Origin of the sequence: Bdellovibrio sp. HCB337 (assembly GCF_047302465.1) — a bacterium.
Lineage (GTDB): Bacteria > Bdellovibrionota > Bdellovibrionia > Bdellovibrionales > Bdellovibrionaceae > JACMRP01.
In genome coordinates this window covers 2,681,593-2,702,287 of the sequence record NZ_CP178621.1, presented here as the reverse complement: position 1 = coordinate 2,702,287, position 20,695 = coordinate 2,681,593, and the positions used below count along the sequence as shown (strand labels likewise).

Sequence of the window (20,695 nt, the reverse complement as noted above, 5' to 3'; positions counted from 1 at the left end):
GAGGGCGTTTTATTGGGGGAAATATGCGAAAGACAGTTTCGATCATCACTTCACTTTTATTTTCAATGCAAGTTCACGCCAGCGAAACTTTCGATTTGGCTTTGCCAGAGGAAGTTACAAATACGAATTCTTCTGGATTTGTGAACTCTTATGAACAAGACTTGGGACGCAAGAAGCTTCCTGATAATTATGTTGTAACCACTGTTGAGGAGCCAGCACCCTCTCCAACGCGTGTAGAAGATGAGTCTCCTCAAGGTGCATACTCAAGCGCCTTCTCTTCTTTTAGAACTAAGAAGTCTTCCGAAGATTCAGAACAAGAGGCTGCAGATGCTTGGCGTAAGAGCCAAGAGAAGAGCGATAATTTCGATCTCGACAATCTTTCTTTTGCTGAGTCAGCACCAGAACCACGTTATGAAGCTCCACCAGTTGCAAAGCAACCTTATGCAAAATCTGGTAAGTCTTCGCGTGTAGTTAGCCGTAGCCCGGCTTCTGAAGAAATTCCACCTCCACAAGGCGTGGACTTGGGTAAAGAGCTAGAGAGTTTGGAGTCTTCAAAATCTTCTTCAGATTCTTCAGCGGCACCAGTTTCTGCGAAAGAGCGCAAAGAACACATTCTGCGCACAATCTCTGACAACTATCGCGACCTGAAAACTTGCTATCACGACGGCTTGAAAAAGAAGTCTGAAATGAAAGGCAAGGTTGTCATGGGTTGGGCGATGGATGCTCAAGGCCGTGTATCAGGCGTCGAAGTGCAGACTTCTCAATTACATAATAAAGATGTTGAGAAATGCATGGTAGATCGCCTTTCAGGTTGGAGATTTCCACGTCAAGCGAAGCTTGCAAGCAGCAAAGATCGCATGACCTATACCTTCCACTTCGTACCAGAAAAAGACTAAAAAACTACTTTGAGCGGCGATTGTAAAGTCGGCCAAGTGGTTTTAAGGGGCGTGGTTTTTTCAGCAAAAACCAAAACCCCGTACTTGCCATAATGAAGTAGGCGAGGCGCTAGAGTTTCTAAATTTTCACCACGGATCCAGGTAATGATCAGTCCAGGACGTGATAAAGATCGGGCCACGACGGCCATTTTATTCTCCCGCTTGGAGTAGGAAGTTCCAAGCAGGGTGATTGCCTCAGAGCTCACCACAAAATCTTGTCCTTTAAGATCTTCAGTCATCAGCTTTTCATAGGCTGGGGAATCCCCTAAAAGTACAACGGCTCCCTCTGCTGGCAAGTCCAGGAGGAGTTTATCATCAGTGACCGTGATCGGTGTCGCGACGGCAGATTGCCATGCTTGTTGATAGGCTGTTTGCTGCGCAGAAGTTCCACCTACAAGCCAAATATTTTTAGCGCCAAAAAGGTTCGAAAGACTGACCGGACGTTCTTGGATATTGAGGTCGCGGAAGATATCGAAATCCGGGTCGACTTCCAGGCTCACAGGTTTTGTCAAAAAGTGGGCGCTAAAGCTTTCCTTCGGGGTGTTCAGGTTCACGTACTTGAAAACTTGGCTGCCGTTTTCCATATTAAAGCGCACCGGCACCAAAAGCTCATAGCTTTGCGGGCTTGACTGGCTAAGTTCAAAATCTACTTGAAACTCATGGGACTGATTGGCTGTGAGCTTCGCACTTTCAAGCTTAATGGCAGGCGCTCCCGTACGGTCCAACCATTGGTTAAAGTAGGACTTTAAAGGCACCCCGCTGGTGGTTTCGAAGCTGCTTTGAATCTCTTCATAACTGATGCTGTGGCCACGATAATTCTGGTAAAGATCCCGCAGTGCTTGGGCAAAGACCTGGTCTCCGAGCTGTTTCTTGAGCATATGGAAGAACATCATTCCTTTGCCGTAACCTACGGCTTGAGAACTAAAGTTAAAGCGCTGCTTAAAGTCTCTGAGTGGAAAGTCCGCCGACGACTTCGTATAGTCTTGGAAAGTCATGAGGCTCTGACGGCGGTAATCGCGATCCGCTTGAAGCACTTCCTGCTGCCAGTGATCGGCCAAATAGGTTGTTAAACCCTCGCACCAGTTGCCGCGTTGGTAATCTACGAAAACACTGTTGCCCCACCAGTTGTGCAAAAGTTCATGTGGCAAAGACGAGTTCAAAATATATGGCAGACGGATAACTCCGGGGCCTAAAAGGGTAAAGCCCGGCATCCCGAAGCCGGTCTCCCAGAAGTTCTCGATCACGGCAAAAGACTTATACGGGTAAGCTCCCAAAGTTTTCTGGTAGTGGTCTAGGTAGCCCGGCAGGAGGTTCAAATAAGTTTGGGCTAAGCCAGGGTCATGCTTACGAAGAAAGATGCGGAGGGTGATCTTTTGGGTCACATCGCGAAGGGTCTGCTCTACGAAGGGGCCTGCCATCAAATAGATTTCCTGTTGAGGAATCTCAGTTTGGGAAAGTGGAGAAGCCAATATCCAGCCGTGCGGGAGGATGGCTGTCAGGATTTCGTAAGTCGCTTTTTCGGCAAAATCAGGAACCCAGTAAGTTGAGCCAAAAAGAACAGCCCCTTCCGGAGCAATCAAGCCTTTAGAGTCATTGTTGGTGACGGGATCATAAATCACCCCGGAGTATTGCAAAGTCACTTGTTGATCGAGCGTAATCAGCTCGTACTCATTTTGGTCGCCCGTTCTTAGCAGACGAACTTCATCGTTCTGAGAAAGGACTTTCACTTTAAGATCTTTGTGCAACAGAAACTGTGTTTTCGTGGAAGGCAGGGCAGAGATCGTATCAACCACGGTCAGATGTTTTACAGCCGGAGCGATAGAGATCTCCAGGCGGTGGTGAACCGTGGCAAAACCCAATGAAGAAAAACCAAGGATGAGGCTTGCAAAGACCAGTTGTGCTTTCATAGGCCCGATAACTAGCAGGGTGGTTCAAATAAGTCCATTGTCTCAGTTTGATTTGTCAAAATATCCGAGGCTCTGCCCAAGACATCGACGTCTCTGTCGAAGTCTCAGTCGGGTGTCAAAATGTTAACTCGTAAGTATGCGAATTACTTTGAGAAATTGGAATATTTAGCGGGTATTCAGGCTAAACATTGCTATACTGACTTCAGATTAAAACAATAAAGACGAACAAAACTCGCTGCACGTTGTGGTTGTTCCTTATAGATGAAGGGGTTTCTATGAGAAAGACAATTATCCTTGCGCTACTAAGCTCTATGTTAATTTCTTGCGCTACTATTCAGGGCTTAGTTGGAGAGTCTTCTGAAACACAATCACCAGAAGCAGCTAGTCTTGATGGCTCTTTGCCACAAACAAGCCCTGATCTTACGGCTCCAGCAGCTTCTGCAGACCAAGCTTATACATCTAATGAAATGGGCGATTCTAGCCAGGCTCCAGCTGAAGTTCAGGCTGCTGAACAGCAAACGGCTCATGCTGAAGCAATGAACGAACAACGTTCTACTTCTGAATTGGATGCGGCAGCACCAGAAGGTTCAGGTACAGACAGCTTCTACGCAAGCACTGCGACTCCAGGTATGCCACAACAAGAAACTCCGCCTGAAGTAGAGCAGGTAACTCCAGACACAGCTTCTCAGTTACCAACTGAATTGCCAGAAAAAGGTGCTTCTTGGGACCAAGCTGCTGCCAATACAACTCCAGAGACTAGCTACGAAGAACAGCAACCAGAAGAAAAACCAGTTTTCAAAAAATCTAGCAAGGGTTCTAAAAAGCACATTGCTAAGAAGTCTAAAAAACAAAACAAGATTGCTAAAAAAGACAAGAAGTCTAAGAAGCATATTGCTAAGCAATCTAAAAAGTCCAAGAAGCAAATTGCTAAGAAGGGCAACAAGTACGACTGCAAAAAAATTGCTAAGAACTCTAAAAAAGCAAGCAAGCGTGAAATCGCTTCATGCAAGGCTGAGATCAGAAAAATTGCGAGCGTAAAATCTAAGAAGATGGGCAAGCTTGCTAAAGCTGGCTGTCAATGCAACGTTCGCTAATTAAATAGCGTAAGTAAGTTCAATTAACAAAACCCTCGCGACTTCGCGGGGGTTTTTGTTTTTCTAATACTGAAGAACGGAGTGAATCTCGCTGTCGTTGAATTTCATCTTATTCAAGAACGTCAGATTAATCAGTACAGCGACGTGCTCAACTTTATAGCCTGCCTGGCGGCTTAAATCGATAGCGGCCTGGAGAGTGCCCCCAGTCGCAAGGACATCGTCTATAATCATGATATTGCCAGTGCCTGGTGGGAGCTCGATAGTGGCTTTGCCGTATTCCAAATCATAACTCGTTTGAAAAACGGGTGGAGGAAGCTTGCCAGCTTTGCGAATTGGCATGAATCCCTTTTTATGAGTTGCTGACAAAAGCATTGCTAAAATAAATCCGCGGGATTCGATGCCCGCAAAGTACTCAACTCTAGAAAGGTCGATGCCTTCTACAAGTTTGTGAGCTACAAAATCTAAAGCATCTGGATTTTTTAAAAGCGGTGAAATGTCTCTGAAAAGAACACCTTTATTGGGAAAATCGGGAACATCTCTGATGAGTGCTTTTAAATTCATGAAGCCTCCAAAAAAACTAGAATATGCGTGAAAATTAAGCTCTGCGACGATTGATGTCACTGTAAAAATTCTAAAAAAATAACAGGGCTCTGACTTTTTAGCTTGAACTTTGATTGATCGGGCTGTTAAGACGCCACCTGAACTTTGTATAAATCGGGAATAGGCCCGGCGTTTCTACCAAACACCGCAAATGTTTGACTACAAGGAGTATATGATGGCGTTCGTTCGCGCATTTTTTCTGACCCTGTCTGTTTCTTTTGTCTCTTTCTCTGTCTCTGCAGCTCCACTTGATGAACTCTTTGAGCAGCTTCGTGATTCAGCTCTTGATTACGAAATCGTCGGCACTGTTTGTGAGCAAGTTGCTCGTATCGAATTGTACAAGACTTATCCTCCAGCGAAATTTGAAATCGTAAACGGTATTGAATACGGCGACAACACACGCACTATCGGTGAATTGGACGTTGTTATTTTCGAAAAAGCTACAAAACAAGCGGTTCTTGTTGGCGAAGTAAAATGTTGGAAAGACAACTCTGCAGCTCGCGCTAAAGCGTTGGATCAACGTCAACGTTTCGTCCGCTCATTAAAAAAGAATATCTATCTTCATGATCACGACACTGATTATGACAAATCTCAATTCAAAAATGTTCAGAAATACGTTTCTATTGCACCTAAAGGTTCTAAAGAAGCTGGTTTTGAAATCGATATGGAAAACAGCCTTAAAGAGCTGATGGAACTCCGTAAGATGATGATGAACTGTCAGCACCAAGGACAATGTGCGACAGCGACTCGCGGTCACTAGTTCTTCGTTCGTAAATTGATTTAGATATCTCTCGCGCGGTTTCCATATTCAAAGATCTCAATGGGGGGATTTATGGGGCCGCGCATTTACACGTTCTGATCAGTATTTGATCAGCTTTGGGTATTCCGCCCGGTGTTTCTGCAAAAGCGTGTTGATGGTCTCGCGCACTTTCGGTGCAAGTTTCTTCGAAAAAATCACATAGTAGTCTCGTTCAGATCCCGCAATTTTTAAAGATTTCAACTTCACCTCTCGTTTGGAAGTGTGAACGATGTATTCTCCTACCGACGACAGCGGAGAGAGAAACGCATCCATTCTATTTTGCGCTACTAAATCCAAAGAATTTTCAATATACGCATTTCCAGGAACCAGAAGAATCTGGATATTATTTTTCTTCACGATCTCTGGAGTAGCCACCCCTTCGGTCATGCCGATGGTTTTGTTTTTATAAAGAGCAATGTTTTTGACTTCGTCCAGTGGGGTCGAGTCTTTTTTCACTAAGAGAGCCGCCGTATCTGTAAAGAAGGGCTCGCTGCTGAATACGAAAACTTTTTCGCGCTCTGGATTTTTGGAAATAAAGAACAGCATATCAGCTTCGCCGGTCTCTACAGCTTTGATGGCTCTTGCAAGTGGGGCTTGATGCCACTCGATAATTAAACCATGTTGCGCTTTTAACGGAGCTGCGAGGTACTGCTCTACAAAGTTGGGGATAGCGCCTTCGGGTTTAGGGGCTTCGACCTTCAGGGCGACATGCGGAGGCATGTCGAGAGTCGCAATAACAAAGGGCTTTGCTGAGGCACTCAAAGGCAGAAGGAATAGTAGTGAGCTTAAAAACATGCTGTGGTCCTCGTTAGATGTTTATTAGATCATAGAGGTAGGGGTTTCGCAAAAATAAGACGGGGGCTTCGAGCTGTTTCGAGATAAAATAGGCTTTGTTCAGGAGGATGTATGGCGACACGTTTTATGCGCTCTCATACGCACATTAATATCCATCCGTTAGAGCGATGGGTTCGAATTGTAATTGGAGCAGTCTTGGTGATCATGGCGTTCACAGCAGGCCCCGGAATCAACGGCTGGTACTTGATTGGTGCGCTTCCGCTGTTAACTGGAGTCGTCGGTTGGTGCCCCATTTACTATTTTCTGGGTATCAACACCAACCGTTTGGCTCGTGTGAAAGTGGACCACACGAAGAAGTGATCGGGGACGATCCATATCTATAGTGTTACATCTACGACCCAGCTGCCGCAGAGGGCTTTTCAGTGGGAGCACTTTTTGTATTCTAATCCTATGAACGGTCTGCACCGACGTAGGAGCAAAAATGCAGGGGTTTTGGCGTCTAAAATTTAGACAGTTGTTAACTGAAATAGGCTGTCCCGTTTTTGGAACAGCAATTTTGGTTTTCGCCTTGGTGTTTGTCCCGCCTTCGGAGACGCACGCTGGGGGGGCTCCTCTTTGCTCACAGATCTTCGTAGAAGTTAAGACGATCGATGCCCGGGAGACGTTTACAGCTGCCGATGTAGAGGTTCGTACTGCCGTTGAGCAGAATCGTGCTCAAGTCAAAGCCCTTTTGTCTGCTGACGAGGCTTTGATGGCAAAACTCTTAGCGATTCGTAGTGCCAAGCAGACCTTGGATATTTCCTATTATATTTTCTCGCGTGATAAAGGCGGATACTTGATTCTGAATGAGGTCAAAGAGGCCGTTAAGCGCGGAGTGACGGTGCGTTTGATGGTGGACTCCGTGGGCTCAATGCACATCACCCACACAGAGTTGCTAGCACTGATCCAAATGAGTCAAAAAGAAGGCATGGGAAAAATTGAAATCGTGACCATCAATCCCTGGACGACATTGCCGCGAGCCTTGGCGCGCATTGGTCATATGCTGACAGGCCGACGATCGGAAACTGTGGACTCGCAAGTATCACTCAACAATAGATCTCATGATAAAATTCTATTAGTCGATGCCGCGACACCAGAAATGTTGGCGATCATTGGAAGTCGCAATATTGCTGACGGGTATTTTGGCCTGAACCGTGATGGGCGAGAGGCCTTCCGGGATGTGGAGTTGATGATCCGCCCACCAGCAGGCGAAGCAAATACGGCCATTAGCGACGTTTTGCAGACTTATTATAACAGACTATTCTCAAACTATCTCAATAAGGCTTTAGCTGAAAAACTCTATCGTTTTTTCCGTGTGGATTACACCTTCGAAGTCGACAGGATGGAGAAGACTTATGAGGAATACGTGGCTCAAGAGACAGTTCGGAATCGCTTGGCGGAAATGCAAAATCAGGATTTCTTAAAAACGGGTTTTGAGGATTCCGCCGCAGGACTTGTACATGAAATACAAAACCTCACTCACGACAAAGAGCACTTTGTTCAGCGCTGGAAATACTGGAGACGTCAGGCCAATCCGGATTCGCTGATGCGTTCTTTGAAGGAAAGTATTTTAAATGCGAAGAAAAAAGTCACAATTGTATCTCCGTATCCACTTTTAGGAAAACGCGACATCCGCATGTTGAAAATCTGGCTTCTAAAGAACCCTCAGGCAGAATTTGAGCTTATTGCCAATTCGACGGCGACAAATGATAGTTTTGTGACTCAAGCTGTTTTTGACCAATACGTAGCACCTGCGTTGTTGAAGCTTAAACAAGACCCGGCAATTGGTGATCGTTTGCGAGTCTACAGTTATCACGGCTTAGATGCGCAAAAGCCCGAGCTTAAAGGAAATCTTCTTCACGCCAAGATTGCGATCATTGATGGCAAGGATGTTTTAATTGGAACTTCGAATTTTGATCCACGTTCGCGTATTCATAACTCAGAAATGGGAGTTTGGCTTGATGGTGCACAAACCGTCGAGCAATTCCAAAGCTACAGCAACAGTTTGATTGCTAAGTCTTACTCGTGGGGCGCCCCAGAGTGGCATCAGGCCCGCGAAAAAGGTTGGGGTAAATACCAACAAATCTTACAGCAGTACATCTATCGTCTGACCGAGGCCTTAGGTGGCATCCATATGCTGTGACCATCTTTGCTCCCATGAAAAATCTGTGAGCAGTCTATTGAGCCAAGGTCTTTTATATTTGATTTGGCGGGGCCTCTGGCTTGCATTTATTGACGCTCATGAGAAATTTCTTATTGAATGCACTTCGTGGTTTGATCGCTCTGTTGCTAGTTTTACTGCTGGCACCTGTAGCTTTTGGTCAGCCTGTGGTGTCTTGCGAGAAGGTCCTTGATAACTCGCCAATCCTTTATGTTCAACCGGGTATTGAGGTTGCCGCCAAACAGGGTGGTTTCAGTCCCGTCGCGTACTACACAGATAAATTGCGTGAGATTAAAGAATTGGATGGGTCTGCCCCTTATGCCGTTGCTCTTCGTGGTTTGATTATGACGAGAGCCACAAAAGTGACTAAGGAACTTATCCCATTGCCACTTTTAAAGACTATCCATCCCATCACTCGAGGCGCCGCTATTGAAAAGCTTGAGAAGCGCACAAAGGCTTTGCAGCAACTTGCAGCGTCTGACGACGGCTACCTTCATTTGAATGAAGCAACTTTGAATACGGTCATGCCTTCTAAAAACTCGATGCGTGCGATACGTGCGGATAACGGGGATGTGGTGGTTTTTGATGGCAATGGCCGTCTCGTAGCTATTCAAAATGCCTTTGCCGATAAGCAACAATACGTCACAGTTGAAGTCGAAATGCACCACTCCAAATCAAAATTGCTACAAAAAGTCTTAAAAAAGGTCCGAACAATGCGAAATGTTCTGGAAGACTAGCGTTTGCCATTGACAAGCCATGACGGTTTTTCCAGATTACCGCCATGGAAAGAGCTCTCTTAGCAGTTCTCCTCATTTTAGGAATTCAGTCGATGGCCCAAGCATTCAGCATTGGCACTCAAAATCTGTATCACTATAGAACTGCTTACGAAACCCGCGTTGAACATCTTTATAAAGAACATGCAAAGGGCGACTTTCCAGAAATTCTTGGCGTGCAAGAAGCTGCACGCTGGTCCTTGTCTGAAAATATCTTTGATGAGTTGATTCGCCTTACAAACTACCGAGGCATCTATCAGAATACCAACGAGTTTGGTGTTATGAATGAAGGTCTTGCTTTAGTGGCCGGAGTGCCGGGCCGTAACTTAGAATCCCGCGAACTTCCTGCTACGAAAATGTTCTCTCGTCAGTACATGAATGCCGGAGTGTTTCTGACTGACTCTGGCGAGATCATGGTTATCAACGTTCACTTTAGCCCATTTGCAGAAATGCGCCAAAACCGCGTTGTGCAGGCTAAGTTTGTGATGAAGTTCATTGCTGAAAAATCTGAAGGCTTGCCTGTAGTTATTGTAGGTGATCTGAATGACAGTTATGATTCATCGGTATTACAAGTTTTCCGCGATGCGGGCTTTGCCGATGCTCTAGATGGTAAAGAGTATACTTACAATCCTGACACCAACCCATTGGTGAAGGATAAGCAATATGGTCCTTCACGTCTGGATTATATTTTGTATCAACCAGCTCGCCTGAAAGTTGAAAAGGCGAATTTAATCTTCCAAGAGAACTGGGTTTCAGACCACTATGGTTTGGGTGCCGTGTTTTCTCTGATTCTGTAAAGAGCCCAGTTCAAAGAAAATTTTAAGGATTGATTCCGAAAATCTCGGCAATTGCTTTTTGTAAGCTGTCTTTAGGGACAAATCCCGAAGACATTGCTGGTTCTTCTCCGCTTGTAGGGATAAAAAGCAAAGCTGGAATTCCACGTACGCCAAAGAGTGCTGATAACTCTGGTGTTGCTTCGGTGTCGACTTTGAAAATGTCTACGCGACCTGCGTACTCGGTTGCGATCTCTTCTAGTACTGGCGAGAGCATTCGGCAGGGACCACACCAATCGGCGTAAAAATCCACGATCGCTGGGCGGGAGCCATTAAAAACCCACTCTTTGTTTTTTTCGAAATCAAAAATTTTCTCTTTAAAAGTTTGGATGCTTAAAACTTCCATACAGCCCCCTCTGCATAAACTAGATAATCGCTGATCGCCTGGTAAGATTCAAACAAAGATTTCTGTAAAATCGCTTCAACATTTTCGACGGTGCCCAATTCTTTTAAATAAGCTGCTTGTTCGCTGACGACATATTTCATCCACTCAAAACGAGTTGGGAAGTCGCTGAGGTTTGGATAACGTTTATGCTGAATTGCGAATTGGGTAAACGGTGTGATCTCGCGACCACCTGGGCCTTTGAGTTCTGCCTTGGCCATTTGGTTAAAGAGCAAAAGCGCATTCGCGGTTTTTGCGTCAATGCCGTTGTACATATGCTTTTGCAAAATATTGTATTGCTCAAGATAGATCAGGGCCATATTGGCTTCTAAATAGCGGCCCGCTTCCATATCAGTCCAAACCTGAATAAAGCGCTCATAGTGATCGACACCTACCTTGTCACTAGCTGCAAGTCGCTCCGAGATCATGAGCTTATTTAGTTCAACAACCTCTTTATAGCCACACGCCAAATACGCTAAGTGTTGCCAATAAATATCAGAATAAACGCGCCAGTTATTTTCGGCCGTTTTTTTGGTCACGTCAGAAATATGTTTTAACATTATGCTTGGAGCAGTTGGTAAGTCAGAACGAAGTGCTTTCAGGCGACCTAGGATGATTCCCGCACGTGAGTTATTAGGGAAATTATCAATCACACCTTCTTGCAACGCATGACCAATCGTTACTGATGCTTGAGAGCCCGCTGCGATCCAGAAGAATTTTACAGTCGGTTTTTCAACATTTTGATTCTTCAGCGAGTGCACAAAAAGCCTGTTGTACGCCTGGCTGATAAGAAGGTTTCTAAGCACCATGACTTCTTCGTCATCAAGCTGCATTTTGGCTTTGATCGGGTCGACCGAGATCAAGCTTTGAGCCTTCCATTGCCAATATTTCGGATTGTGAGTTTCACACTCGCCGATATAGGGATTTGGAACGGGCCAGCGGGTTGATAAAAACTGATCGTACTGCGCATAGTCTGATGCAAAGCAGATCTTGCTAAAGAAGAGGATTCCAAGGAATGATTTGAGGATGAGGTGTCGCATGGTTCAAGAGTTTCTCATAAGACGCGGCCAAAGCGGGGAAAACTGAGGTCCACTGGAAATACTTACTGGACTGTCCAAACTCTTGCCACTCGGTATGTCCCGAGAATCGCTCTTGCGGCTTCGTAGTGGACCTTATAGCGGCACCTTTATTGCTTTTTAACCGCAACGACTAGGAGACACCCCATGCGTTTGCTGACCCTCGGAATTTTGACAGTCTTGTTGAACGTAAGAATTGCGGTTGCAATTCCCGAAGCAGAGCTTAAAGAAGCGATGTCTTCTAAAGTGGCAGCTTATTTAGCGCAAAACGGGCGTTATGAGTCTATCTCGGGACAGCGGGGCTTGTCTCTTGCGAGCTTCACGCTAGAGGGAACTGGCGACAAAGGCGATGTTCTTTTGATTCCAGGACAAGGCGAGTTTATTCCGAAATACTACGAGCTTGCTTATGATCTTGTTCAACGTGGTTATTCGATGATTTACATTTTGGATCATCGCGGGCAGGGGGCTTCCGAGCGTTTGCTTCCACAAAGTCCTGAAAAGGGCAGCGTTGAAAGTTTCTCTGATTACGCTAAAGATCTTGGAAATTACATCCAATCCATTCGCAGCAAACGCCAAGGGCAGAAATTGTTCTTGGTTGCTCACTCCATGGGTGCGGGCGTTTCTGCATTAACTCTTCGTGAGGGCATGGTGGATGCGGTTGTGTTCTCGGCGCCGATGCTCGGCGTTCGCGCGCCGGTGGTTTATGACACTCGTTATTTAATGCCTTTGTTACTCACTCTTTGTAAGACTGAGAAAATGTGCAATAACTTTGCGCCAGGTAAAGAAGAGTTCAATTTGTATTTAGATTTCGACAAGAATGTTCTGACTCACAGTAAAGCACGCTGGAGTTTACATCAATCGATGCTTCAGGAGAATCCAAGCATTGGTATTCAGGGGCCGACAAATCGCTGGGTTTTACAGGCGACAAAAGCTGTAAAGCGTATTGCGAAGATCGCGCCGCCAAAAGATATTCCTATGTTGCTTTTCCAAGCGGGCGAGGACGAAGTTGTTTTGCCAAAACAACAAACTCAGTACTGCGCAAAAGCAAAAAGCTGTCAGCTCATCAAAGTCCCGGGCGCTCGCCACGAGATTTTGCAGGAAACTGACAGCCTTCGTACAAAAGTCATTGATAGAATCGATCGCTTTTTTGCGACCCACTAATTGACTTAATTCGTTCCTTTTTCAGAACCTGCTGGTTTTGCGGCTTCTGACTTGTCATCGGCAAAGATTGCGTCTGCATTGCCACCGAAGCTTTTCACAAGTTGAGCGCATTTTTTGATCAGCGCGGTTTTCGTGTTAGACTTGGAAGCATACACTTTGTTCGACAAGCGGAAATTTCTCAAAGCCGGCACTAAACTGTCATTGAAGTAGCTTTCGATCGTTTCGTGTTTTACATCTTCACACTTAACGTGGATGTCGTTGCTGATTTTGGTTCTTTTAACGACAGCTCCAGTAGCACGGCCGAATGTCGCTACATTGCCGTCTGATTGTTGGAAAACCAAAAGACCGTCTTTTTCATTTACGAAATAGACTCTTTGGTTGAAACCTGCTGCCTGAAAACACTCTGTGGCATCTTCTCTCGTAATTTCTTTAGCGAAGGCAATCGAACTTAAAAATACTGAGCACAAAAGAACTAAACTTTTCATTGTAGACTCCTTATAAAGTGATTCTTTCACCCTGGAGTCGGATCCAACAGTCCTGAACTTTCGTACGCGCTGAAAACCGCTCCCGTACGTAAAACGGTTGAAAGGAGCGCTTCGCTGATTACATCAAATGATCCCGTGATTTTTTAAGAAGGGCTCGTAAATCCGTTTTAAGAGCGCCTCCGCGTTGACTAGAGAAAACTCGTCTGGGGATTTGATGTCTTTGAGGAGTTCCGCAAAAATTTGATCTTGGAGGTGTCCCGCTTTCTGCACCAGATGATACGGAATCAGCGTGTAAGTCACCATTCCATATCGGGACTTAAAAAGGTCGGGGAATTTCTTTTCCAGTATACCTTCAACTTTTTTACGCAGTTGGAACTGAGGATCAGCGACCTTTTCACTCATCTCGTACCAGTTTTCAATCGCCATATCGGCAATGGCGTTGGCGTTCGGTCGTTGCGTTTGATCGTATTCTGATAAAGCCTCGGACCAATTTTGATTCTTGCGATCCAGAATTTTTAGAAAGTTCGTACAGTCTTCAAAGCCCGAGTTCATCCCTTGGCCAAAAAACGGGACAATCGCATGAGCAGCGTCACCCATTAATGCGACAGAGTTTTCAAAAACCCATTTTGAGCAGCGAACGGTGCCAAGAGCTCCTTGCGGGTTGTGAGTAAAGTCCGAAAGGTATTGCGGCATCAGAGGAATCGCGTCTGGGAATTCGTTCTTGAAGAGATCTTCTACGTCTTTGGTGTTCTTGATGTTTTCAAAACTGATAGGGCGGCTGGCTTTTGGTAAATACAGAGTGACTGTAAAGCTGCCATCCAAATTCGCAAGTGCCATCATCATATGCGAGCCACGCGGCCAAATATGCAGGGCTTTTCGATCTAAAGAGTTGGGTGCAGGTAAGAAAAGCTCTTTGTAATCTGCTGGCAACCACTCGGTGGATTCTTGAACTTGATCTGGATATTGCTTCGCTAGGTTTTTGCGAACTAGACTGCCAGCGCCATCTGTCCCGAATAGAAGATCGTAAGAATGCTGTTCTCCGGAAGAGAACGACACGGTTTTCTTTTTAAGGTCTATTTGCGAAAGCTCATGCTGAAAGTGAATTTTCGCACCAGCATTTTCGGCTTCTTCGATCAAAAACTGATTCAGCGCACTTCTGGAAATAGAAAGATTGCGCTCGTTTTCCTGCCCATAGGGCTGGTAAGCCAGTTCTCCGGTTTTTGCATGAATCATGCGCCCATAGACAGGAACTGCAAGTTCCAGAGCTTTTTGTAAAAGACCTGCTTGTTCTAAGGCATGCACACCACGAGAAGTGATGACCAAGTTGATAGAACGTCCAGCCTCGTTTTTTGACAAGCGAGGATCCGAACGTTTTTCAAATACAGTGACATCAATGTTTCTCTTGCGCAGAAGGACAGCCCACAAAGAGCCGACAAGGCCTGCGCCAATGATGGTGACCTTAGGATTCATGCATGACCTCTTTGAAGGTCTGCACTAAACGGTAGATGTCTTCATGAGAATTGTACAAAGGAGCCGGAGTTGCACGAATGATATCAGGCTCGCGGAAATCAACGAAGGCTCCACGCTCGCGCAATTTGCCGGCCCAAGCGCGCGGTGATTTTTTAAAGCGCAAACAGAGCATGGACCCGCGCTGAGGCAGTGGCGGTGTCACGATACTGACATGTCCTTCAAGCTCTGTACGGATTTGGTTTTCAAAATAGCTTGTAAGCTTTTCGCCTTTTTCGCGAAGCCCTTTCATCGTGGCTTTGTCAAAAAGTTCCATAGAAGCTCTTAAGCTTGCTAATTGAAAAATGGGAGGATTGCTAAGCTGCCATGCTTCGACAGTTGGGATAGCATCAAAGTCAGGTCCCATTTTAAAACGGATAGATTTGTTTTGCCCCCACCAGCCTTCAAAGCGCGGCAGAGATTTAGAATTCAAATGCGTTTGATGAACAAAGGCGCCAGCAATACCGCCGGGGCCTGCGTTCAGATATTTGTAAGAGCACCAAACTGCAAAATCGACTTTCCAGTCATGAAGTTGCAAGAACAAGTTGCCAGCTCCGTGCGCAAGGTTAAATCCAGCAACGGCACCAACACTATGAGCTTTCTCGGTGATTTTTTGGAAAGGGAAGCATTGGCCTGAAAGATAATTACAATTGCCAAGCATCACAAGGCATAGAGACTCTCCGAGGTCTTGGATTTTCTGCAAAAGATCCTCTTCGCGAAGGTGATCTTCGCCAGCACGAGGCTTGATTTCAACAACTGCTTCGCGTGGATCAAAACCATGAAAGCGCGCTTGAGAGTCAACCGCGTATTTGTCAGACGGGAAGGTGTTAGCTTCAATCAGAATTTTAAAACGAGATTTCGTCGGACGGTAGAAGCTGACCATCAGTAGGTGCAGATTCACCGTCAAAGTGTTCATAGCAACGACTTCTTCTTCCTTGGCGCCGACAAGGCGGGCAAAGCTGCCTGTGATATTTTCGTGATACGGAAGCCAAGGATGTTCGCCTTCGAAGTGGCCTTCAACGCCGTATTTGCCCCAAGCTTTGAGTTCTTGGTTGATATAAGTTTCTGCTTTCTTTGGCATCAAACCTAAAGAGTGCCCTGCGAAATACATTGGCGCTTGGCCAGATTTCGTTTCAGGAAAAACAAACTCATCACGGAAACTTCTAAGAGGATCTTTTTGATCAAGGGCACGAGCATCGGCTAAAGACATTTTTAACTTCCCTTCACGCTAACAGAGACCGCTGGTAAGTGGTCCACGTACAAACTGATTTTCATTCCAGGCTTCAACATTTCAGCAGCAGTCGCGGCTCCAGCAAGAACGATACTGCCGCTTTTCAGCGATTGCCCACGCTCTGCAAGCAAAGCGCATAATTGCACAACGGATTCTACGGGGTCGCCGGAAATGTCTTTTGAAAAACCGGATTGAACAAGTTTTCCGTCGACACTCATCTCCATTTTTAGATTTACTAAATCCAGACTCTCAAATTTCGTCACCCAAGGTCCCACGACGAAATCTGACGACGACGAGTTGTCGGCAATCACATCTTCCATCGAGAAGTATTTGAACTCGGTATAGCGGGAATCCAAAATCTCGAGCGCACTGGCAACGCCGCCGCAAGCAGCAAGGACTTGCTCGCGAGTGACAGTGCCCGACAGGTCTTTATTGATCGAAAATGCAATTTCGGGTTCGATTTTAGGGTGGATAGAGCCCTCAAGGACAAAAGTGCCCTCGTTAGCGACTTGCATCTTATCCGTCAAAAACCCATAGAGCGGGGAATCCAATTTCATCTGACGGCGTTTTGCCTCGGAAGTGAGTCCCATTTTCCAGCCGACTTGAGTTTCTCCGCTTTTTAGGCAGGCTTTCATTTGTAGTTCTTGAATAGTGTAGGCTTCGGCTCTGGAAAACGACGAGATTTCCTTGCTGATTTGAGGAATCGGCGTGTGATTGAGTCTGGCTCCGTGCAGCACATCGGCCCAATAAACCGTATTTATCTTATTGTCCTTGGTCATTTTTTCTTTCACCATTCAGCCCCGCCTTGTAGAATAATCGGCCTAAGGTTAGCTTGATGTTTTCAGAGAGGCAAGATTGGAAATTATCGATATTACTCCTACCATCAATTCTCGTATGGCGGTGTTCCCGGGGGATACCCCTTTTAGCGAAGAATTTCTGATGAGCACCGATAAAGGGCAGCATCTGACACTCTCAAAGATCACGACGACCGTGCATTTGGGGGCTCATACCGATGCGCCTAACCATTACGCACCTCGTTCTGAGTCCATCGAGACCCGCTCTTTGGATTTTTACTTAGGTCATGCGCAAGTGATCGAGGTTTCTTTACCTCGCGGTGCGCGCATTCAGGTTGCGGACTTGAAGGGCAAAAACATTCAAGCCCCACGGGTTTTGTTTAAAACCAAATCTTTTCCGAACCCTTATCAATGGAATGACGATTTTAATGCGCTCTCGGCAGAGCTTGTGAATTACCTGCACGAGAAGAAGGTCATTCTTGTAGGCATTGATACCCCGTCAGTAGATCCTGCGACGGATAAGGTTCTAGAGAGTCACTTGGCTATTCATAAGCACGATATGGCGATTCTTGAGGGGATTGTGTTGGATCATGTTCAAGAAGGCACTTACGAGTTGATTGCATTACCACTAAAAATTGAAGGGGCGGATGCAACTCCGGTCAGAGCTATCTTGCGAAAATATGCGGAGACACGCTGATGAAAAAGATTTTGAATTACATCAATGGCGAACTGAAAGAGCCCAAGAACAAAAAATTCTTGGACAACGTAAACCCGGCAACCGGCCAAGTGTACTCTTTGGTGCCAGACTCTAGCGAAGCGGATGTTTCGGAGGCTGTTGCAGCCGCAGAGCAAGCATTCCCTGCATGGTCCCAAACTTCGGTAGAGACCCGCGTTCGTTTCATGAGAAAGATTGCTGACAAAATTCAAGAAAAGCACGATGCACTGACATTGGCTGAATCTATCGATAGCGGCAAGCCCGTGAGTGTTTCAGGCACTGTCGATATTCCGCGTAGTAAAACTAACTTCGAGTTCTTTGCGGATGCTATGACTCAGTTTCATGGTGAAACTTTCCAAACAGATACCAGAGCTCTGAACTATGTGACGTATTCTCCACTGGGGGTCGTCGCATGTATCTCTCCGTGGAATTTGCCGCTGTATCTTTTCACATGGAAAATTGCTCCGGCACTAGTTGCCGGTAATACTGTCGTCGCAAAACCATCAGAGCTCACTCCGATGACAGCTTTCTTGCTCAGCGAGATTGCGATTGAAGTAGGACTGCCTAAAGGGGTGCTAAATATCATTCACGGCCGTGGCCCCGAGGTTGGTGCGCCGATGGTGAATCATCCAAGCATTAAAGCTGTGTCCTTCACGGGAAGTACAGCAACCGGCAGGCATATTGCCCAATCGATCGCGGGAAGCTTTAAAAAGATTTCGCTCGAGATGGGTGGCAAGAACGCCAATATCGTTTTTGCCGATTGCGATTTTAACAAAGCCGTTGAAACCACTGTGCGTTCAAGCTTCTCGAACCAAGGGCAGATTTGTCTGTGCGGTTCACGTATCTTTGTTGAAAAATCTATTTACGAAAAATTCAAAGCAGCTTTGGTTGAAAAAACGCTGCAATTAAAACAAGGCGATCCTTTAAAGCCCGAGACCCAACAAGGCGCGGTCGTCTCCAAAGATCATCAAGACAAAGTGTTTTCATACATCGAACATGCCAAAGGCGAAAAAGCCACAATCCTTTGCGGTGGCAAAAAAGCCGAAATGGGTGGCGAGTTCGCCGGTGGCTATTACATTCAGCCAACACTCATCGAAGGCCTTTCATATCAATCCAAAGTAAATCAAGAAGAGATCTTCGGTCCTGTCGCGACTTTGACACCTTTTGAAAGCGAAGACGAAGTTTTGAAAATGGTGAATTCCACTAAGTACGGCCTAGCGGCTAGCGTGTGGACTCAGGATTTAAAGCGCGGTCACAGAATCGCGCAAAAAATTGAAAGCGGCATTGTTTGGGTGAATACCTGGATGCTCCGTGATCTGCGCACTCCGTTTGGAGGCGTGAAAGAATCCGGTGTGGGGCGCGAGGGCGGGAAGCACGCTCTTGAATTTATGAGTGAAGTTAAAAATATTTGTATAGGAATGGAGTAGTCCATGTCAGAAGCTAAGAACTCAATGAAGGCCCCAGAACCTGTTGGAAATTATCCTCACGCACGTGTTGTGGGAAATTTATTGTTTCTTTCAGGCGTAGGGCCCCGTGAACGTGGCACCAAAGTCATTCCAGGTGTTGAACTGAATACGGACGGCAGTATCAGAGCTTATGATATCGAAGCTCAATGTCACAGTGTTTTTAAAAACGTTCGTTCAATCTTGGAAGACTCGGGCTCTAGCTGGGGAAATCTAGTCGACGTGACTGTGTATTTGACCAATATGAAAGCCGATTTTCCGATCTATAACCGCCTGTGGGCAGAGTACTTTAAAGAAAATCCTCCGTGCCGTACCACGCTCGAGATCAATGCGTTACCAACACCTATTGCGATCGAGCTTAAATGTATTGCGGTGATGGACTCTAAGAAGGGCGTCTAGTCATGGAAAAAGCCTTTAACTTTAAAAAATGGATTGATGAGAATCGCCATCTGCTAAAACCACCTGTTGGCAACAAAGTGGTCTGGAAAGACCGCGAGTTCATGGTGATGGTTGTGGGCGGCCCGAATGCACGCACTGATTTTCACGTAAATCAAAGCGAAGAGTTCTTTTATCAGCTTGAAGGCAACATGACCCTGAAGGTGATTAACGAGCAGGGGAAGATGGAAGACATCCGCATCACTGCGGGTGATATTTTCTTGCTTCCGCCAAACACTCCACACTCGCCTCAACGTGAAGCGGGGTCTATCGGTCTGGTGATCGAGCGCCGTCGCAGAGATGGCGAGATTGATGGCCTTCAATGGTACTGCGAGACGTGCGGCACCAAACTTTATGAAGAGTATTTTACGCTTAAGAATGTTGAAACAGATTTCCCGCCGGTGTTTGAACGCTATTACAATAGCGCACATACCAAATGCACAAAGTGTGGCCATGTGAACGGACGAAAGTGGGCGAATGCTTAAGATTGATATTCATACTCACATTTTGCCGCCCGAGCTCCCAGATTTTAAAAAGATGTTTGGCTATGGCGGCTTCATTCAACTGAAGCAATGTCCTGGCTGTACTGACTTTGATATGGTGGATGATTCCGGAAAGTTCTTCCGTCGTGTTCAGGAAAACTGTGTGAACCCCGAAGTTCGCTTACAAGAATACGACAAGCACCACGTGCATGTGCAGGTCCTGTCAACAATCCCGGTGATGTTCAGCTACGGCATCAAAGCCGAAGACGGCTTGGTGGTTTCAAAGCTCCTTAACGATCACATCTCGGAGGTCGTGAAGAGCAATCCAAAACGCTTCGTGGGTTTGGCAACGGTGCCATTGCAAGATCCAAAGATGGCTGCCAAAGAAGCTGAACGTTGTATCAAGCAATTGGGCTTTAAAGGCTTTCAAATCGGTTCGCATGTGAATGATTGGAATCTTTCAGATCCAGCTCTTTATCCTTTCTATGAAGCCTGTGAAGCCTTGGATGCGCCACTCTTTGTTCATCCATGGGATATGCGTGGCCAAGATAAAATGCAAAAGTACTGGCTGCCGTGGCTTGTGGGAATGCCAATGGAAACATCGTTAGCGATTAGCTCGATGATCTTTGGTGGCATCTTCCATAAGTTTCCTAAGTTAAGAGTGGCATTTGCTCATGGTGGTGGATCTTTCCCATTCACAATCGGTCGTATTCAGCATGGTTTTGATTCACGCCCGGATTTGTGTGCGGTGGACAACAAAGTTCCGCCTAAGGATTACTTAGGACATTTTTATTTCGACAGTCTTGTGCATGACCCGAAAGCTTTGAAATATCTTGTAGAGCTTGTGGGTGCCGAGAAAATCTGTCTGGGAACGGATTATCCATTCCCACTCGGCGAGCAGATTCCAGGCAAGGTGATTGAAGACGCATTCCCGAATGATAAAGAAACTCAAGAGTGGTTATTCTCGAAGTCGGCATTGAACTGGCTTGGTATGAAAAAAGAAGATTTCGCAAAATAAAGGACACGAGC

22 protein-coding genes and 1 riboswitch are annotated in these 20,695 nt (G+C 45.9%); of the genes, 13 read left to right on the top strand and 9 right to left on the bottom strand.

From position 1 onward, the window contains the following. Positions 1–23 precede the first annotated feature (23 nt). Positions 24–896, top strand: coding sequence for an AgmX/PglI C-terminal domain-containing protein (locus tag ACLWBB_RS13030; protein WP_413287966.1), 873 nt, complete (start codon positions 24–26; stop codon positions 894–896). On the opposite strand, the gene ACLWBB_RS13025 is transcribed toward ACLWBB_RS13030, so the two are convergent. After that, positions 893–2,842: a M1 family metallopeptidase gene (locus ACLWBB_RS13025; RefSeq protein WP_413287965.1), complete on the bottom strand. Its 1,950-nt coding sequence runs from the start codon at positions 2,840–2,842 to the stop codon at positions 893–895. The two genes, ACLWBB_RS13030 and ACLWBB_RS13025, sit on opposite strands and share 4 nt — an antisense overlap. A 275-nt stretch (positions 2,843–3,117) precedes the next feature. On the opposite strand from ACLWBB_RS13025, the gene ACLWBB_RS13020 reads away from it, so the two are divergent. Continuing rightward, entirely contained in the window at positions 3,118–3,936 is an 819-nt protein-coding gene (locus ACLWBB_RS13020) for a hypothetical protein (RefSeq protein WP_413287964.1), read from the top strand. Positions 3,937–3,999: 63 nt separating this feature from the next. Here the strand turns inward: ACLWBB_RS13020 and ACLWBB_RS13015 are convergent, their stop codons facing one another. Next, positions 4,000–4,497 carry an adenine phosphoribosyltransferase gene (locus ACLWBB_RS13015; RefSeq protein WP_413287963.1) on the bottom strand — a complete coding sequence of 166 codons (498 nt, stop codon included), beginning with the start codon at positions 4,495–4,497 and terminating at the stop codon, positions 4,000–4,002. A gap of 124 nt (positions 4,498–4,621) precedes the next feature. Continuing rightward, positions 4,622–4,718, top strand: a riboswitch (purine riboswitch). Between ACLWBB_RS13015 and ACLWBB_RS13010 the strand changes: the two genes are divergently transcribed. After that, on the top strand, positions 4,688–5,296 hold the full coding sequence (locus ACLWBB_RS13010) for a hypothetical protein (protein ID WP_413287962.1): 609 nt from the start codon (positions 4,688–4,690) through the stop codon (positions 5,294–5,296). Its footprint overlaps the riboswitch before it by 31 nt. Before the next feature lie 99 nt (positions 5,297–5,395). Here ACLWBB_RS13010 and ACLWBB_RS13005 read toward each other — a convergent pair whose 3' ends face one another. Continuing rightward, on the bottom strand, positions 5,396–6,130 hold the full coding sequence (locus ACLWBB_RS13005; RefSeq protein WP_413287961.1) for a substrate-binding periplasmic protein: 735 nt from the start codon (positions 6,128–6,130) through the stop codon (positions 5,396–5,398). 111 nt (positions 6,131–6,241) lie between these two features. Here ACLWBB_RS13005 and ACLWBB_RS13000 point away from each other — a divergent pair, with 111 nt between their 5' ends. From ACLWBB_RS13000 to ACLWBB_RS12985, 4 genes are all read left to right on the top strand, one after another. Continuing rightward, on the top strand, positions 6,242–6,490 hold the full coding sequence (locus ACLWBB_RS13000; protein WP_413287960.1) for a DUF2892 domain-containing protein: 249 nt from the start codon (positions 6,242–6,244) through the stop codon (positions 6,488–6,490). A gap of 121 nt (positions 6,491–6,611) precedes the next feature. Next, a complete protein-coding gene (locus tag ACLWBB_RS12995; RefSeq protein ID WP_413287959.1) occupies positions 6,612–8,312 on the top strand; it encodes a phospholipase D-like domain-containing protein in 1,701 nt (566 codons plus the stop codon). Between the two features lie 98 nt (positions 8,313–8,410). Continuing rightward, positions 8,411–9,067 carry a hypothetical protein gene (locus ACLWBB_RS12990; RefSeq protein ID WP_413287958.1) on the top strand — a complete coding sequence of 219 codons (657 nt, stop codon included), beginning with the start codon at positions 8,411–8,413 and terminating at the stop codon, positions 9,065–9,067. A 44-nt stretch (positions 9,068–9,111) separates the two neighbouring features. Beyond that, positions 9,112–9,900, top strand: coding sequence for an endonuclease/exonuclease/phosphatase family protein (locus tag ACLWBB_RS12985; RefSeq protein ID WP_413287957.1), 789 nt, complete (start codon positions 9,112–9,114; stop codon positions 9,898–9,900). Between the two features lie 22 nt (positions 9,901–9,922). Here the strand turns inward: ACLWBB_RS12985 and trxA are convergent, their stop codons facing one another. Both trxA and ACLWBB_RS12975 read right to left on the bottom strand, forming a co-directional pair. After that, positions 9,923–10,282 carry a thioredoxin gene (trxA, locus tag ACLWBB_RS12980; RefSeq protein WP_413287956.1) on the bottom strand — a complete coding sequence of 120 codons (360 nt, stop codon included), beginning with the start codon at positions 10,280–10,282 and terminating at the stop codon, positions 9,923–9,925. Next, positions 10,270–11,358, bottom strand: a complete 1,089-nt coding sequence (locus ACLWBB_RS12975) for a DUF2515 family protein (RefSeq protein WP_413287955.1) — start codon at positions 11,356–11,358, stop codon at positions 10,270–10,272. The genes trxA and ACLWBB_RS12975 overlap by 13 nt, the downstream gene beginning before the upstream one ends. Positions 11,359–11,541: 183 nt before the next feature. Between ACLWBB_RS12975 and ACLWBB_RS12970 the strand changes: the two genes are divergently transcribed. Beyond that, entirely contained in the window at positions 11,542–12,555 is a 1,014-nt protein-coding gene (locus ACLWBB_RS12970) for an alpha/beta fold hydrolase (RefSeq protein ID WP_413287954.1), read from the top strand. A gap of 5 nt (positions 12,556–12,560) precedes the next feature. Here the strand turns inward: ACLWBB_RS12970 and ACLWBB_RS12965 are convergent, their stop codons facing one another. From ACLWBB_RS12965 to ACLWBB_RS12950, 4 genes are all read right to left on the bottom strand, one after another. Beyond that, positions 12,561–13,040: a hypothetical protein gene (locus tag ACLWBB_RS12965; protein WP_413287953.1), complete on the bottom strand. Its 480-nt coding sequence runs from the start codon at positions 13,038–13,040 to the stop codon at positions 12,561–12,563. Between the two features lie 123 nt (positions 13,041–13,163). Beyond that, on the bottom strand, positions 13,164–14,510 hold the full coding sequence (locus tag ACLWBB_RS12960) for an FAD-dependent oxidoreductase (protein ID WP_413287952.1): 1,347 nt from the start codon (positions 14,508–14,510) through the stop codon (positions 13,164–13,166). Then, positions 14,500–15,756 carry a kynureninase gene (kynU, locus tag ACLWBB_RS12955; protein WP_413287951.1) on the bottom strand — a complete coding sequence of 419 codons (1,257 nt, stop codon included), beginning with the start codon at positions 15,754–15,756 and terminating at the stop codon, positions 14,500–14,502. The genes ACLWBB_RS12960 and kynU overlap by 11 nt, the downstream gene beginning before the upstream one ends. Before the next feature lie 2 nt (positions 15,757–15,758). Continuing rightward, positions 15,759–16,571 (bottom strand): 2-keto-4-pentenoate hydratase, encoded by an 813-nt coding sequence (locus ACLWBB_RS12950; protein ID WP_413287949.1) that lies wholly within the window; start codon positions 16,569–16,571, stop codon positions 15,759–15,761. 61 nt (positions 16,572–16,632) lie between these two features. Between ACLWBB_RS12950 and ACLWBB_RS12945 the strand changes: the two genes are divergently transcribed. The 5 genes from ACLWBB_RS12945 to ACLWBB_RS12925 are packed head-to-tail and all read left to right on the top strand — an operon-like array spanning position 16,633 to position 20,684. Further along, on the top strand, positions 16,633–17,268 hold the full coding sequence (locus tag ACLWBB_RS12945) for a cyclase family protein (protein WP_413287948.1): 636 nt from the start codon (positions 16,633–16,635) through the stop codon (positions 17,266–17,268). Further along, the gene (locus tag ACLWBB_RS12940) at positions 17,268–18,713 is read left to right on the top strand and encodes an aldehyde dehydrogenase (RefSeq protein ID WP_413287947.1); all 1,446 of its coding nucleotides are present in this window, start codon (positions 17,268–17,270) and stop codon (positions 18,711–18,713) included. Before ACLWBB_RS12945 ends, ACLWBB_RS12940 begins: the two co-directional genes overlap by 1 nt. A gap of 3 nt (positions 18,714–18,716) precedes the next feature. After that, on the top strand, positions 18,717–19,148 hold the full coding sequence (locus tag ACLWBB_RS12935; RefSeq protein ID WP_413287946.1) for a RidA family protein: 432 nt from the start codon (positions 18,717–18,719) through the stop codon (positions 19,146–19,148). 2 nt (positions 19,149–19,150) lie between these two features. Beyond that, a complete protein-coding gene (locus ACLWBB_RS12930) occupies positions 19,151–19,669 on the top strand; it encodes a 3-hydroxyanthranilate 3,4-dioxygenase (protein ID WP_413287945.1) in 519 nt (172 codons plus the stop codon). Continuing rightward, positions 19,662–20,684 carry an amidohydrolase family protein gene (locus tag ACLWBB_RS12925; RefSeq protein ID WP_413287944.1) on the top strand — a complete coding sequence of 341 codons (1,023 nt, stop codon included), beginning with the start codon at positions 19,662–19,664 and terminating at the stop codon, positions 20,682–20,684. Before ACLWBB_RS12930 ends, ACLWBB_RS12925 begins: the two co-directional genes overlap by 8 nt. The last annotated feature ends 11 nt before the right edge of the window (positions 20,685–20,695 follow it).